13 protein-coding genes and 1 other RNA gene are annotated in these 13,945 nt (G+C 69.0%); 10 read left to right on the top strand and 4 right to left on the bottom strand.

What is annotated here, in order from left to right:
* Positions 1–31: 31 nt before the first annotated feature.
* From rbfA to ABLE88_RS18595, 7 genes are all read left to right on the top strand, one after another.
* Positions 32–454 (top strand): 30S ribosome-binding factor RbfA, encoded by a 423-nt coding sequence (gene rbfA / locus ABLE88_RS18625; protein ID WP_348833197.1) that lies wholly within the window; start codon positions 32–34, stop codon positions 452–454.
* On the top strand, positions 451–1,533 hold the full coding sequence (gene truB, locus ABLE88_RS18620) for a tRNA pseudouridine(55) synthase TruB (protein WP_348833196.1): 1,083 nt from the start codon (positions 451–453) through the stop codon (positions 1,531–1,533). Before rbfA ends, truB begins: the two co-directional genes overlap by 4 nt.
* A 114-nt stretch (positions 1,534–1,647) precedes the next feature.
* Complete coding sequence (locus tag ABLE88_RS18615; protein ID WP_348833195.1) at positions 1,648–1,965, top strand: SH3 domain-containing protein; 318 nt, start codon at positions 1,648–1,650, stop codon at positions 1,963–1,965.
* A gap of 216 nt (positions 1,966–2,181) precedes the next feature.
* Complete coding sequence (rpsO, locus tag ABLE88_RS18610) at positions 2,182–2,451, top strand: 30S ribosomal protein S15 (protein ID WP_348833194.1); 270 nt, start codon at positions 2,182–2,184, stop codon at positions 2,449–2,451.
* 347 nt (positions 2,452–2,798) lie between these two features.
* Positions 2,799–4,979 carry a polyribonucleotide nucleotidyltransferase gene (pnp, locus tag ABLE88_RS18605; RefSeq protein WP_348833193.1) on the top strand — a complete coding sequence of 727 codons (2,181 nt, stop codon included), beginning with the start codon at positions 2,799–2,801 and terminating at the stop codon, positions 4,977–4,979.
* Positions 4,980–5,115: 136 nt separating this feature from the next.
* The gene (locus tag ABLE88_RS18600; RefSeq protein ID WP_348833192.1) at positions 5,116–5,496 is read left to right on the top strand and encodes an antitoxin Xre/MbcA/ParS toxin-binding domain-containing protein; all 381 of its coding nucleotides are present in this window, start codon (positions 5,116–5,118) and stop codon (positions 5,494–5,496) included.
* On the top strand, positions 5,456–6,223 hold the full coding sequence (locus ABLE88_RS18595; RefSeq protein WP_348833191.1) for an RES family NAD+ phosphorylase: 768 nt from the start codon (positions 5,456–5,458) through the stop codon (positions 6,221–6,223). Before ABLE88_RS18600 ends, ABLE88_RS18595 begins: the two co-directional genes overlap by 41 nt.
* A 16-nt stretch (positions 6,224–6,239) precedes the next feature.
* Here ABLE88_RS18595 and ABLE88_RS18590 read toward each other — a convergent pair whose 3' ends face one another.
* From ABLE88_RS18590 to ABLE88_RS18575, 4 genes are all read right to left on the bottom strand, one after another.
* Positions 6,240–6,560 carry a YbaB/EbfC family nucleoid-associated protein gene (locus tag ABLE88_RS18590; RefSeq protein ID WP_348833190.1) on the bottom strand — a complete coding sequence of 107 codons (321 nt, stop codon included), beginning with the start codon at positions 6,558–6,560 and terminating at the stop codon, positions 6,240–6,242.
* 15 nt (positions 6,561–6,575) lie between these two features.
* Positions 6,576–8,522: a DNA polymerase III subunit gamma/tau gene (locus tag ABLE88_RS18585; protein ID WP_348833370.1), complete on the bottom strand. Its 1,947-nt coding sequence runs from the start codon at positions 8,520–8,522 to the stop codon at positions 6,576–6,578.
* A 222-nt stretch (positions 8,523–8,744) separates the two neighbouring features.
* An RNA gene (gene ffs, locus ABLE88_RS18580) (signal recognition particle sRNA small type) lies at positions 8,745–8,842 on the bottom strand.
* A gap of 232 nt (positions 8,843–9,074) precedes the next feature.
* On the bottom strand, positions 9,075–9,710 hold the full coding sequence (locus ABLE88_RS18575; RefSeq protein ID WP_348833189.1) for a TetR/AcrR family transcriptional regulator: 636 nt from the start codon (positions 9,708–9,710) through the stop codon (positions 9,075–9,077).
* Between the two features lie 360 nt (positions 9,711–10,070).
* On the opposite strand from ABLE88_RS18575, the gene ABLE88_RS18570 reads away from it, so the two are divergent.
* From ABLE88_RS18570 to ABLE88_RS18560, 3 genes are all read left to right on the top strand, one after another.
* A complete protein-coding gene (locus tag ABLE88_RS18570) occupies positions 10,071–10,865 on the top strand; it encodes an ABC transporter ATP-binding protein (RefSeq protein ID WP_348833369.1) in 795 nt (264 codons plus the stop codon).
* 11 nt (positions 10,866–10,876) lie between these two features.
* Entirely contained in the window at positions 10,877–12,817 is a 1,941-nt protein-coding gene (locus ABLE88_RS18565) for a long-chain fatty acid--CoA ligase (protein ID WP_348833188.1), read from the top strand.
* A 229-nt stretch (positions 12,818–13,046) separates the two neighbouring features.
* A complete protein-coding gene (locus ABLE88_RS18560) occupies positions 13,047–13,940 on the top strand; it encodes a branched-chain amino acid ABC transporter permease (protein WP_348833187.1) in 894 nt (297 codons plus the stop codon).
* The last annotated feature ends 5 nt before the right edge of the window (positions 13,941–13,945 follow it).

Raw genomic sequence — 13,945 nt, 5'->3', positions numbered from 1 at the left:
CCAGGCCCGGCGCCTCGAAGAGAATAGACCCATGAAACCTGACACCCGCACGGGAGGCGGCCCCTCCCAGCGCATGCTGCGCGTGGGCGAGCTGGTGCGCCACGCCCTCGCCCAGGTGCTCCAGCGCGGCGACCTCGGGGACCCCGTTTTGTCCGGCCACATCATCACGGTGCCGGAAGTGCGCATGTCCCCGGACCTGAAGATCGCCACCTGCTACGTCATGCCCCTCGGCGGCAAGGACGTGCGCCCGGTGGTGAAGGCGCTGGCCGCCAACCGCAAGGCGCTCCGCATGGAGATTGCCCGGCTGGTGGAGCTGAAGTCGGTGCCGGACCTGCGCTTCCTGGAGGACACCTCGTTCGCCGAGAGTGCCCGCATGGACGCGCTGCTGCGCTCGCCCGCCGTGGCGCGCGACCTCGACCCTCCTGCCTCCGACGACGAGACCCAATCCGAATGACCGCCGCCGCCACAGCCCCGCGCCCCGAAGCCCCCGAGCCGCGCGACGGCGCGCCGCGCGAGACCGCCGCGCTGCGCGGCCAGCCCCAGCGCGGCCGCGACGAACGCCCGCGCCCGCCCAAGCGCGACCTCGACGGCTGGGTGCTGCTCGACAAGCCCACCGGCCTCACCTCCACCCAGGCGGTGAGCATCGTCAAGCGCCTGTTCGGCGCCAAGAAAGCCGGCCATGCGGGCACCCTCGACCCGCTCGCCTCCGGCTGCCTGCCGATCGCCTTCGGCGAGGCCACCAAGACCGTCCCCTACGTGATGGACGGCCGCAAGGCCTACCGCTTCACGGTGCGCTTCGGCATCGAGACCGACACCGACGACGCCGAGGGCAAGGCCGTCGCCACCAGCGATCACCGGCCGGACGATCTCGACATCCGCGCCATGCTGGAGGCCTTCAAAGGCGAGATCATGCAGGTGCCGCCGGCCTATTCGGCGCTCAAGATCGGCGGCGAGCGCGCCTACGACCTCGCCCGCGACGGCGAGGAGGTGGTGCTGGAGCCGCGTCCCGTCAGCATCCATTCCATCGCCCTCGTGGAGCGGCCGGACGCCGACCACGCGGTGATCGAGGCCGAGTGCGGCAAGGGCACCTATGTGCGCGCCATCGCCCGCGACCTCGGGCGCATGCTCGGCTGCTGCGGTCATGTCTGCGCGCTGCGGCGCACCCGTGTCGGCGCCTTCCTGGAGGAGGACCTGGTGCCGCTCGACGAGCTCAAGGCGCGGGCCGAGGAGGGCGAGGCGGCGCTCGCCGAGGCGCTCGACCCGGTGGAGATCGCGCTCGAGGAGCTGCCCCGCCTCACCGTCACCCCGCCGGACGCGCACCGCCTGCGCTGCGGACAGAGCGTGATCCTGCGCGGGCGCGACGCGCCGGTGGTGCACGGGCACGCGAGCGTGTTCTGCCAAAACGCGCTCATCGCCATCGGCGACGTGGAGGGCGGCGAGGTGTTCCCGCACCGCGTCTTCAACTGGGCGCGCCAGGGCGGCCAGAAGGGCGGCCCGCGGGACGGCCGGCGGGAGAACCGCCGGCCCGACTGACCCGGCGCCCCTACGGCAAGGGGATCTGATAGCATCACCAGCGTACGGCCGCCCGCTGCGGGCGGGACGGCCGGCCACGAGCCCTTCGGCCAACGCCTTTTCCGGGGTGACCCCATGTGGACCACCGTTTTCTCCCGCATGCGCCCGCCGGCCAGCCTCGCGCCGGGCCTTCTCGCCCTCGCTTTGCTGGCCGCCGCCGGCCTTCCTGCGGCCGCCCAGAGCCGCTGCAAGATCACCGACCCCACCGGGACGCCGCTCAACGTGCGCTCGGGCCCCAATGGCGACATTCTCGGCCAGGTGAAGAACGGCACCCTGGTGCGCATCGAGGCCGACGCCACCGACGGCAAGGGCAGAGCCTGGGCCTATGTGACCGGCATCGAGACCGGCCGGCCGCTGGGCTGGGTGTTCCGCGAATTCGTCAGCTGCTTCTGACGGCTGGCGTCCTGGCGCGGCAACATTGTGCTGGCAAGCGGGGGGCAAATCTGTATAGTCCGCCGCGCGAGCGGTGCCTTCGGCGCCGCATTTCGTGCTGAAATCGACCGCGCTGGACGACATCCCGGCCCGGCCGACGGCACGCCGAACCTCCACCCGGCTCAATTTGCGGGTCGTCGGCGCGCCTCACGTCTCTCCATCTGAAAGGACCATCCGATGTCGATCACGGCCGAGCGCAAGCAGGCGCTCATCACCGATTATGCGACCAAGGGCGGCGACACGGGCTCGCCGGAAGTGCAGGTGGCGATCCTCACCGAGCGCATCGTCAACCTCACCGAGCACTTCAAGACCCACGCCAAGGACAATCATTCGCGGCGCGGGCTGCTGAAGCTCGTCTCCCAGCGCCGCAGTCTTCTCGACTATCTGAAGAAGAAGGACGAGGGGCGCTACAAGTCCCTGATCGAGCGTCTCGGCATCCGCCGCTGACGCCGCGCGGCCTTCCTCCGCCAAGGGCGGCGATGGACGGCTCGCAACTTTGACGCTGGAGCGTTTCCTGATCCGCCGGATGGTCTCCATCCGGCCGGGAAACGGGCCAGGCGCGGACCGGCGGGAAGCGCCGGCGCCGCTGAGTATCGCGCGCTGCGGCCCATCGCGGCGCGCCGGCGCGGCGGGCATGGGGCCTGCCGCGGGCACGCAAGGCAGAGATCGAGCCATGGCAGGATCGCCGGACGCAACCGTCGGAGGAGCTCCTTGACGAGCCTCTTCGCGCGGCGCGTCCGGCCGTCTTGCTCATGGCTCTTTTTCTTCGCCCGCTGAAGAGAAAGAACCACAAGATGTTCGACATCCATCGCGAAGAGCTGGACTGGGGCGGCCGCACGCTGATCCTCGAGACCGGCAGGATGGCCCGCCAGGCCGACGGCTCCGTGCTCGCCACCTACGGCGACACCAAGGTCCTCGCCACCGTGGTTTCCGCCCGCGAGGCGAAGCCGGGGCAGGACTTCTTCCCGCTGACCGTGAACTACCAGGAAAAGACCTACGCGGCCGGCCGCATCCCCGGCGGCTACTTCAAGCGCGAGGGCCGTCCTTCCGAGAAGGAGACCCTGGTCTCCCGCCTCATCGACCGCCCGATCCGTCCCCTGTTCCCGGACGGCTACAAGTGCGAGACCCAGGTGGTCGTCACCGTGCTCGCCCATGATTTGGAGAACGACCCCGACATCGTCGCTCTGGTCGCCTCCTCCGCGGCGCTGACCCTCTCGGGCGTGCCCTTCATGGGCCCCGTGGGCGCGGCGCGCGTCGGCTTCGTCGAGAACGAGTACGTGCTCAACCCCACCCTCGACGAGGTGAAGGAGAGCGCGCTCGATCTGGTCGTCGCCGGCACCGGCGACGCGGTGCTGATGGTGGAGTCCGAGGCCAAGGAGCTGCCCGAGGAGATCATGCTCGGCGCGGTGATGTTCGGCCACCGCCACTTCCAGCCGGTGATCGAGGCCATCATCAAGCTGGCCGAGAAGGCCGCCAAGGAGCCGCGCAACTTCCAGCCGGCCGACGTCTCCGCCATCGAGGCCAAGGTCAAGGAGATCGCCGAGGCCGACCTGCGCGAGGCCTACAAGATCAAGCAGAAGCAGGCCCGCTACGAGGCGGTCGGCGCGGCCAAGTCCAAGGTGAAGAAGTATTACGAGGAGCTGGCGCAGGACGGCACCGCGGTGCCGAACGCGCAGGTGGTCTCCGAGGTGTTCAAGGCGCTCGAAGCCAAGATCGTGCGCTGGGCCATCCTCGACGACGGCATCCGCATCGACGGCCGCAATGTCTCCACCGTTCGCCCGATCGTCTCCGAGGTCGGCATCCTGCCGCGCGCCCACGGCTCGGCGCTGTTCACCCGCGGCGAGACCCAGGCCCTCGTGGTCGCCACGCTCGGCACCGGCGAGGACGAGCAGTTCATCGACAGCCTGGAAGGCACCTACAAGGAGCACTTCCTGCTGCACTACAACTTCCCGCCCTTCTCCGTGGGCGAGACTGGCCGCATGGGCTCGCCCGGCCGCCGCGAGATCGGCCACGGCAAGCTCGCCTGGCGCGCCATCCATCCCATGCTGCCGCTGAAGCACGAATTCCCCTACACCCTGCGCGTGGTGTCGGAGATCCTCGAGTCCAACGGCTCGTCCTCCATGGCCACCGTCTGCGGCACCTCGCTGGCGCTGATGGATGCCGGCGTGCCGCTGCGCCGTCCGGTGGCGGGCATCGCCATGGGCCTGATCCTCGAGGGCCAGAAGTTCGCCGTGCTCTCCGACATCCTCGGCGACGAGGACCATCTCGGCGACATGGACTTCAAGGTGGCCGGCACGGAGCAGGGCGTGACCTCGCTCCAGATGGACATCAAGATCGCCGGCATCACCGAGGAGATCATGAAGGTCGCCCTCACCCAGGCGAAGGACGGGCGCGTCCACATCCTCGGCGAGATGGCGAAGGCCCTCACCACCGCGCGCGCGGAACTCGGCGAGCACGCCCCGCGCATCGAGGTGATGAAGATCGCCGTCGATAAGATCCGCGAAGTGATCGGCTCCGGCGGCAAGGTGATCCGCGAGATCGTCGAGAAGACCGGCGCCAAGATCAACATCGAGGACGACGGCACCATCAAGATCGCCTCCGCCAATGGCGACGCCATCAAGGCCGCCATCAACTGGATCAAGTCCATCGCTTCCGAGCCGGAAGTGGGCCAGATCTACGAGGGCACGGTGGTGAAGGTGGTGGACTTCGGCGCCTTCGTGAACTTCTTCGGATCCAAGGACGGCCTGGTCCACGTCTCGCAGATGGCCAACGAGCGCGTGGCCAAGCCCTCCGACGTGGTCAAGGAAGGCGACAAGGTCAAGGTCAAGCTCATGGGCTTCGACGAGCGCGGCAAGACCCGCTTGTCCATGAAGGTGGTCGACCAGGTGACCGGCGAGGACCTGGAAGCCAAGGCCAAGGCCGAGCGCGAGGCGGGCCGCACCGCCTCCGAGGGCGAGGCCGGCGCGGCGGAGTGATCTTTCGCGCATTCCCCTGCTGATCGGGAAAGGGCGGCCGCAGGGCCGCCCTTTTTCGTTTCGGGCCCGTTGGGGGCCAATGTTCCATATTGAATTGTTTTATGCTTTTCTCTCTTTGGAAAGGATGATCCGCCTGATGCGTGCCGCACCGCATGCCCCCGCCGCCTCCAGCCAGAGCGCCGGGCTCGCCAAGGCGCTGCTGCGGGCCGCCGACCGGCTCGGGGTGAGGGCGCAGACGCTGGCCGCCATCATCGGCCTCAGCCCGGCGACGCTCACACGCCTGAAGCAAGGGGCGTTCAGCCTGGAGTCCGGATCAAAGCCGTTCGAGCTCGCGATCCTGTTCGTGCGGCTGTTCCGCTCGCTCGACGCCATCACCGGCGGGGACGAGCGCATCGCCCGCGCCTGGCTCGCCAATCCCAACACCGCCCTCGATGGCGCCCCCATCGAGAAGATCCGAACCATCTGCGGGCTGATCGATGTCATCGCCTATCTGGACGCCCGACGCGCTGTCCTGTGAGGCGCGCCCCTATGCGGGCCGCTGCTGGCGCCTGGTGGAGGCGCAGCATCTGACCTCGACGCTCAAGCTGGTGGACAGCCTCGACGAGCAGCGCCTGCTCGAGGATCTGGTCGAGGCGACCAAGCCCGCCGTGCCGCCGGAGTGCCGGCACCTCGACTATCTCTTCTTCACGCCGTTCCGCTATGCGCCGCCCTATCCCCACGGCTCCCGCTTCCGGCGCGCGGGGCGCACCAGCGGGGTCTATTATGCCGCCGAGCGGCCGCAGACGGCGGTCGCGGAACTGGCCTTCTACCGGCTGCGGTTCTTCGCCGAATCCCCCGCCACGCCGTGGCCCGAGAGCGCGGGCCAGTACACCGCCTTCGCCGCGGAAGTGGCAAGCGCGCGCCATCTCGATCTGACCGCCGCGCCGCTCAGCCGCGACCACGCGGCCTGGACCGACCCCATCGACTACGCCCCCTGCCAGCGGCTCGCCGATGCAGCGCGGACGGCGGCGGTGGAGATCGTGCGCTACCAATCCGTGCGCGATCCCGAGGCGGGGGCGAACCTCGCGCTGCTCGCCTGCGCCGCGTTCACGGCGCCGGCGCCGGTGGAGCGCCGCACCTGGCACATCGTTCTCGGCCGCACCGGCGTCGCGGCGGTGTGCGAGGCGCCGCGCCAATCGCTGGCCTTCGGGCGCGACGCCTTCGCCGCCGACCCGCGCCTTGCCGCCATGCGCTGGGAGCGCTGAGCGCGGCGCCGGCCCGTCAGAACAGATTGAGCCCCGGCGGCAGCGCGAGGCCGCCGGTGAGAGCCTGCATCTTCTCCTGCATCACCCGCTCGGCCTTGCCGCGGGCGTCGGCGAAGGCGGCGACGAGGAGATCCTCGAGGATCTCCGTCTCCTCCGGCTTCACCAGCGAGGGGTCGATGTGCACCGCCTTGCACTCGCCCTTGGCGGTGACGGTGACGCTGACCAGCCCGCCGCCCGACGAGCCCTCGACCGCGATGGTCTCCAGCTCCGCCTGCATCTGCTGCATGCGCTCCTGGAGCTCCTTCGCCTGCTTCATCATGCCCATCAGGTCGCGCATCGGCTCCCGCCTCCTTCAATAATCGATCTCGTCGTCCGGCCCCGGACCCATATGGAGGTCTTCCTCCATGGGGGGAAGGGCCTCGGCGCTCACGCTGTCGGCCGGGTCGGCGCGCGAGCGCACGTCCACCACCTCGGCGCCGGGGAAGCGGGCGAGCACGGCGGCCACCAAAGGATGGGCCTTGATGCCCTCCTCCCGCTCCGCCTTGCGGGCGGCGTCCTCCTCGGCCAGCGTCGGGCCGCCCTCGCGGCTGGCGAGCGAGACCAGCCAGCGCCGCCCGGTCCAGTCCGAGAGCTTGCGGGAGAGGTCCTGGACGATGCTCGCCGCCGCGCCGGGCACGAGCGAGAATTCCATGCGGCCGTCTTCCACATGCACCGGGCGCAATTGGTGCTCCACCGCATGCTTGAGCAGCAGATCGCGCTTCTCGGCGGCAAGGCGCGCGATGTCGGCGAGGTCCGATATCCTCGGCCCGGCGACCGCGGGCGCAGGCGGGGCGGAGGCGGGCCGGGGCGTCTCGCGGGCCGGCTCGGGCCGCGCCGCCGAAGGCGCCCGCGCGGGGGCCGGGGCGAGCGCGAGCCGCGCGCCGGAGGGCGCCGAGGCGGAATGCGCCAGGGCCGAGGGGCCGCCCGTCCCGCCGCCGGCGCCGCCGCTCGATGGCCCGCGCCCGCCGGCAGGACCGCTCGCCGCAGTGCCGGCCGGATTGCCGCCTTGCTCGCGCAGCTGGCGCAGCGCCTCGTCGGGGGTGGGCAGATCGGCGGCATAGCCGAGCCGCACCAGAACCATCTCCGCCGCCTGGGCGGGCTTGGCCGCCTGCTGCACCTCGGCGACGCCCTTGGAGAGCATCTGCCAGGCGCGCGCCAGCACGCGCATGGACAGGCCCTGCGCCATCTCCGCCCCGCGCAGGCGCTCGGCCTCCACCAAAGCGGCGTCCTCGGCGCTCTCGGGCACGATCTTGACGCGGGTGACGAGGTGGGTGAACTCGGCGAGGTCGGTGAGGATCACCGCCGGGTCCGCGCCCGCCTCGTACTGGTCGCGGAACTGGGCCAAAGCGCGCGCCATCTCGCCCTTCATGAGCGCCTCGAACAGGTCGATGACGCGCCCCTTGTCGGCAAGCCCCAGCAGGCGGCGGACCTCTTCCGCGCCCACCCTGCCGCCGCCATGGGCGATCGCCTGGTCGAGCAGCGAGAGACTATCGCGCACCGAGCCTTCCGCCGCCCGGGCGATGATGGCGAGCGCCTCGGGCTCGATGGTCACGCCCTCGCGCGCGCAGATGCCCGACAGGTGCGCCGCCAGCACGCCGGCCTCCACGCGCCGCAGGTCGAAGCGCTGGCAGCGCGAGAGCACGGTGACCGGCACCTTGCGGATCTCGGTGGTGGCGAAGATGAACTTCACATGCTCCGGCGGCTCCTCCAGCGTCTTCAGCAGCCCGTTGAAGGCCGCCGTGGAGAGCATGTGCACCTCGTCGATGATGTAGACCTTGTAGCGCGCCATCACCGGCCGGTAGCGCGCGCTCTCGATGATCTCGCGGATGTCGTTGATGGAGGTGTTGGAGGCGGCGTCCATCTCCATCACGTCCACATGGCGCGATTCGACGATATCGCGGCAGTGGCGCCCGAAGGTCGCGAGGTCGAGGGTCGGGGCGCCCGCGGCGCCGTCGGCCGGCTCGAAATTGAGCGCGCGGGCGAGGATGCGGGCGGTGGTGGTCTTGCCCACCCCGCGCACGCCGGTGAGGATATAGGCCTGGGCGATGCGGCCCGACGCAAAGGCGTTGCGCAGGGTGCGCACCATCGCCTCCTGGCCGATCAGGTCCTCGAAATTCTGCGGGCGGTATTTGCGGGCCAGCACGCGGTAGGGCGCGGGGCCGGCCACCGCCGGCACGGCGGGGGCCGGCGCGGCGGCGGGCAGGCCGAGGTCGAGGCCGGGTCCCTCCTGCTCCTCGTCGGTGCGCTGCTGGTCGCTCATCATGCCGCCTTCGGGACCATCCATGTCCGTCCCCATTCATAGCACCGCGCGCGCATGCGTCGATGGGCCGGGCGGCAAATCCCCGGCTCCCGCGTCCCGGCCGCCTGGAGCGATCGCGGAATGCGTCCGGGGGCACGCTGGCGCACGCGCAGCCCAATGCCCTGCGGCGCGCCGGTGGCGCGAAGGCCGGCGCCCGAATGCGGGACTTGGAATGCAGGAAAGGGTGGGAGGCTGGACGAAGACCCGAGTCGGGCTCGTTGGGGCTGCTTCCTTCCGGACCTGACCCGGTTGGCGAGTGGCTCGTCCACCGCCAACCTCCCGCGACCTATATGGGCGAGCGGGCGCACGATGGCAAGCGGGCCGGACTCCCCCCTTGTGGGAGGGTGGGGGTGCCGCGCCTCAAGCGGCTGAGACGGGCTCGGGGAAAGGCTGGTGACACTCCCACCCTGCCCTCTCCCACAGGGGGAGGGTGACCGGGAAGCGAAGCACTCGGACAATCAGCGGTCGTCCTTTCGGGCGAAGCGCGCAAATGCAGGGGCCACCGGCCCGCGCTCACGCCAGGGCGCGACGCTTCTCGGCCTGCACCGGCGCGCCCTCGGGCCCGGTGACGCCGTCCACCACGAGGCCGGTATAGATCTCCACCAGCTGGTCCTGGCTGAGCCGCCCGCCGGGGCGGTACCACATGCAGATGCCGGTGAGCATGGAGATGATGGCGTAGGTGGCGACCTTCGGCTCGGCGATCTGGAACACGCCCGCCTGCGCGCCCTCGCGCAGCGTGTCCTCGAGCAGGTTCTCGTAGCGCCGCCTCAGGCCGATCACCATGGCGCGGTGGTCGTCGTCGAGGCTGCGGATCTCCATGTTGGCGATGAAGACGTGGGCCATGCGCTGCATGTGGTAGCGCAGATGGAAGGCCGAAAACGCCTTCAGCCGCGCCATCGGGTGGTCGATGCCGGCGAGGTCCGCTTCCGCCTTCGACAGCAGGTCCGCCATGTGCTCGCGCACGATGTCGAACAGCAGCGACTGCTTGTTGTCGAAATATTTGTAGAGCGAGCCGGACTGCAGCCCCACCTCGGCCGCCAGCTGCCTGAGGCTCATGGCCTCGTAGCCGTGCCGGTAGATGAGCTTCACGCCCGCCTGCCGGATGGCCTCGGCGGTACGGGCGCCGTTTGATCCGATGGTGCGCGCCATTGCTTCTACAGAGTCTGCCTCTTCAGCGTCGATCCCGGCCTTGCTGCGGCCATTGGGGAATGATTGGATTGCGCCGGATGCACAACCCCGCGGGACGACGGGGTGCCTTAGACTGAAGTCTGAGCCGCCGCCACGCAAGGGCATCCTGCGACAAGAAATGCCGCTTGACCAGAATAAAAAAGAACGCTTGATTGTTTCCTGAAGCCCGACGTGACGATCGGGCAGGCGCCGAGCCAACGCGAGATGCGGGGCGCCACACGGAGGGCGGCAGGCCGACCCTCCGGGACACATAGGGAGGACGGCTTGAGCACCACGACCGTGGTTCCGCAGGCGCGTGCCGATGCGCACACGATCCTGGACGTGGACAACATCTCGCTGCGCTTCGGGGGCCTCAGGGCGCTGTCCGACGTGAGCTTCCACGTCCGCAGCGGCGAGCTGTTCTCCATCATCGGCCCCAACGGCGCCGGCAAGACCTCCATGCTCAACTGCATCTCGGGCCGCTATTCGCCCACCGAGGGGCGGGTGCGCTTCGAGGGCCGCGACATCACCAGGCTCAAGCCCAACAAGCGCGCCGCCATCGGCATCGGCCGCACGTTCCAGAACCTCGCCCTGTTCAGCCACATGAGCGTGCTCGACAACATCATGGTCGGGCGCCACCACCTGTTGAAGAACAACTTCCTCTCCGGCGCCATCTACTGGATCGGCGGCGCCCAGAAGGAAGAGCTGGAGCATAGGAAGGCGGTCGAGAACGTCATCGACTTCCTGGAGATCCAGCATGTGCGCAAGGCCACCGCTGGCACCCTCTCCTATGGCCTCAGGAAGCGCGTGGAGCTCGCCCGCGCGGTGGCGCTGGAGCCGAAGATCATCCTCCTCGACGAGCCCATGGCGGGCATGAATCTCGAGGAGAAGGAGGACATGGCCCGCTACATCATCGACCTGAACGAAGAGTGGGGCATGACCATCGTCATGATCGAGCACGACATGGGGGTGGTGATGGACATCTCCCACCGGGTGATGGTGCTCGATTTCGGCCGCAAGATCGCGGAAGGGCTGCCGGCCGACGTGCTCGCCAACGAGAATGTGCGCAAGGCCTATCTCGGCGAGGACGATCTCGAGAGCGACGGCGCGGCCGTCCCCGAAGACGAAGTGGCGTGAGGGCCTGATCCATGACCCTGCCCGACATCACCCGCCACGACACCCTGCCCAAGCTCCTGGAGCTCCACGCCGCCGAGCACGGCGCCGACATCTGGCTGCGCGAGAAGGACCTCGGCATCTGGAACGCCTATACCTGGGCCGAGGTGGCGACCCGCGTGAAGCACATCGCGCTCGGCCTCACGGGCCTCGGCGTCGGCCGCGGCGACGTGGTGGCGCTCATCGGCGACAACCGCCCGGAATGGCTCATGGGCGAGATCGCCGCCCATGCACTGGGTGGCATGAGCCTCGGCATCTACCGCGACGCGCTCGCCGACGAGGTGGCCTACCTGATCACCTATGCGGATGTCGCCGTGGTGTTCGCCGAGGACGAGGAGCAGGTGGACAAGCTGCTCCAGCTCGAGGAGAAGATCCCCACCGTCCGCCATATCGTCTATGCCGACCCGCGCGGCATCAGGAAGTATGACGATCCGCGCCTCGTCTCGCTGGAAAGCCTCGAGGCGCAGGGCCGCGCGCGCCATGCGGCGGCCCCCTCCGCCTATGCGGACATGGTGGCGGCCGGCAAGGGCGACGACGTCGCCATCCTGTGCACCACCTCGGGCACCACCTCCCATCCCAAGCTCGCCATGCTCACCGGCGGCGCCCTGCTGCGCCACTGCAGAGCCTATCTCGTCATGGACCCGCGCTCGCCCGACGACGAATATGTCAGCGTGCTCCAGATGCCCTGGATCATGGAGCAGATCTACGCGTTCGGTCAGGCGCTCCTGTCCCGCATGAAGGTCAACTTCGTCGAGGAGCCGGAGACCATGATGGCCGACATGCGCGAGATCGGCCCCTCCTTCGTGCTGTTCGCGCCAAGGGTGTGGGAGCAGATCGCCGCCGACGTGCGCGCGCGCATCATGGACGCCTCGGCGCTCAAGCGGGCGATGTTCCATTTCGGCATGGCGCTCGGCCTGAAGGCGCTGGAGCGGGGCCGCCGCTCGGCGCTCGCCGACTTCATCTTGTTCCGCGCTTTGCGCGACCGGCTCGGCTTCACCCGCCTGAGGTCGGCCGCCACCGGCGGGGCGGCGCTCGGGCCCGACACCTTCCGCTTCTTCCTGGCGCTCGGCGTGCCCATGCGCCAGCTCTACGGCCAGACCGAGCTGCTCGGCGCCTACACCCTCCACGAGGCCGCCGACGTGGACTTCGACACCGTCGGGGTGCCCATGGAAGGGGTGGAGATCCGCATCGACGATCCCGACAAGAACGGGCTCGGCGAGGTGGTGACCCGCCACCCCAACATGTTCACCGGCTATTTCGGCAATGCCGAGGAGACGGCGAAGTCGTTCGCCGAGGGCGGCTGGATGCGCACCGGCGATGCCGGCTATTTCAACGACAAGGGTCACCTGGTCGTGATCGACCGCGTGCGCGACATGGCGAAGACCGCGCACGGCGATCGATTCTCGCCGCAATACATCGAGAACAAGCTGAAGTTCTCGCCCTATGTGGCCGAGGCGGTGATCCTCGGCGACGGGCGCGACAGCCTCGCGGCGATCATCTGCATCCGCTTCTCCATCGTCTCGAAATGGGCCGAGAAGCAGCGCATCTCTTTTACCACCTACACCGATTTGTCCTCGAAGCCGGAGGTCATCGCGCTGCTGCGCAAGGAGGTGGAGGAGGTCAACAAGACCCTGGCGGCGAAGCAGCGCATCTCCCGTTTCCTTCTGCTCTACAAGGAGCTGGACGCGGACGACGGGGAGCTGACCCGCACCCGCAAGGTGCGCCGCGGCGTCATCAACGAGCGCTACGGCACCATCATCGACGCCATGTATGCCGGCGACAAGGCGATCGACGTGGACACCACCATCACCTTCCAGGACGGCACCAAGCAGCGCATCAAGACCCGGATCGACGTGGTCGAGCTCGACACCCACCAGGGCACGGCCGCCACCGAAGCCAAAAGGAGGGCGGCATGACGGCGCCCGCTGTGTTCGTCGTGCCCCGGACAAGCGACACCAAAGGTGGAGCGCCGATCCGGGGTCCAGGGGACGGATCGGCGAAGCCGGCCCATTCCGCCGCCGTCGCTGATCGCGCCGCCTTCGGCGCCCTTTTGCGCTGGGCCCCGGCTCTCCGTCCGCTGACGCCGCAGTCGTCCGGGGCGCGCGGCCGCGCTCCCGCCCGCATCACCTTCCCGGAGCCCCGCTGATGCAGTCCCAGCTCCTCGTCCAGCTCATCATAAACGGGCTCATCATCGGCACGCTCTACGGCGTGGTCGGCATGTGCTTCGTGCTCATCTACAAGGCCTCCCAGGTGGTGAACTTCGCCCAGGGCGAGTTCCTGCTCATCGGCGCCTGGGTCTGCTGGTGGCTGCTCACCGCCTGGGACATCCCCTTCTTCTGGGGCTTCCTCATCGCCATCGCCTTCATGATGGCGTTCGGCATCCTGGTGCAGATGGTGGTGCTGCGCCCGCTCATCGGCGAGCCCATCATTTCCGTCATCATGGTGACGATCGGCATGTCCATCTTCTTCCAGGCGCTGATGAAGTGGATGTTCGGCACGTTCGCCCAGCCGTTCCCGCCCATCTTCCCGGTGGCGCAGGTCAACGTGCTGGGGCTCCAGGTGCAGACCGCCTACCTCATGTCCACCGGCGTCAGCCTTCTCATCATGGCGGGCTTTGCCTGGTTCTTTAAGTATTCGAAGATGGGCCTCGCCATGCGGGCCACCGCCTTCTCCCAGCAGGTGGCGCAGTCGCTCGGCATTTCGGTGCGCCAGGTGTTCGCGTTGTCCTGGGGCATCTCGGCGGCGGTCTCGGCGGTCGCCGGCGTGGTGGTGGGCATCGTCAACGGCGTGTCCTCCGCGCTCTCCTTCTTCGGCATCAAGGTGTTCCCGGCGGTGATCCTGGGCGGCCTCGACAGCGTGTTCGGCGCGGTGGTGGGCGGCCTCATCGTCGGACTGCTCGAGAACCTCGCCCAGTTCGTGGACAGCCAGTATCTCAAGTGGGGCAACCTGTACGAGATCGTGCCGTTCTACGCGCTGATCCTGATCTTGATGATCAAGCCCTACGGGCTGTTCGGCACCCGCGACATCGAGAGGGTCTGACGCAC

The sequence above is a fragment of the Xanthobacter luteus genome (assembly GCF_040049235.1).
Lineage (GTDB): Bacteria > Pseudomonadota > Alphaproteobacteria > Rhizobiales > Xanthobacteraceae > Xanthobacter.
The sequence above is the reverse complement of the archived record's forward strand: the minus strand, read 5'-3'. Positions and strand labels throughout refer to the sequence as shown.

Excerpts from the sequence above, each read along its gene's own strand:
- ABLE88_RS18565 (WP_348833188.1), top strand. The coding sequence starts at position 10,877 with ATGACCCTGCCCGACATCACCCGCCACGACACCCTGCCCAAGCTCCTG.
- ABLE88_RS18585 (WP_348833370.1), bottom strand. The coding sequence starts at position 8,522 with ATGAGCGACCAGCAGCGCACCGACGAGGAGCAGGAGGGACCCGGCCTC.
- pnp (WP_348833193.1), top strand. The coding sequence starts at position 2,799 with ATGTTCGACATCCATCGCGAAGAGCTGGACTGGGGCGGCCGCACGCTG.
- ABLE88_RS18600 (WP_348833192.1), top strand. The coding sequence starts at position 5,116 with ATGCGTGCCGCACCGCATGCCCCCGCCGCCTCCAGCCAGAGCGCCGGG.
- rbfA (WP_348833197.1), top strand. The coding sequence starts at position 32 with ATGAAACCTGACACCCGCACGGGAGGCGGCCCCTCCCAGCGCATGCTG.
- ABLE88_RS18595 (WP_348833191.1), top strand. The coding sequence starts at position 5,456 with ATGTCATCGCCTATCTGGACGCCCGACGCGCTGTCCTGTGAGGCGCGC.
- ABLE88_RS18590 (WP_348833190.1), bottom strand. The coding sequence starts at position 6,560 with ATGCGCGACCTGATGGGCATGATGAAGCAGGCGAAGGAGCTCCAGGAG.
- ABLE88_RS18575 (WP_348833189.1), bottom strand. The coding sequence starts at position 9,710 with ATGGCGCGCACCATCGGATCAAACGGCGCCCGTACCGCCGAGGCCATC.
- truB (WP_348833196.1), top strand. The coding sequence starts at position 451 with ATGACCGCCGCCGCCACAGCCCCGCGCCCCGAAGCCCCCGAGCCGCGC.
- rpsO (WP_348833194.1), top strand. The coding sequence starts at position 2,182 with ATGTCGATCACGGCCGAGCGCAAGCAGGCGCTCATCACCGATTATGCG.
- ABLE88_RS18615 (WP_348833195.1), top strand. The coding sequence starts at position 1,648 with ATGTGGACCACCGTTTTCTCCCGCATGCGCCCGCCGGCCAGCCTCGCG.
- ABLE88_RS18560 (WP_348833187.1), top strand. The coding sequence starts at position 13,047 with ATGCAGTCCCAGCTCCTCGTCCAGCTCATCATAAACGGGCTCATCATC.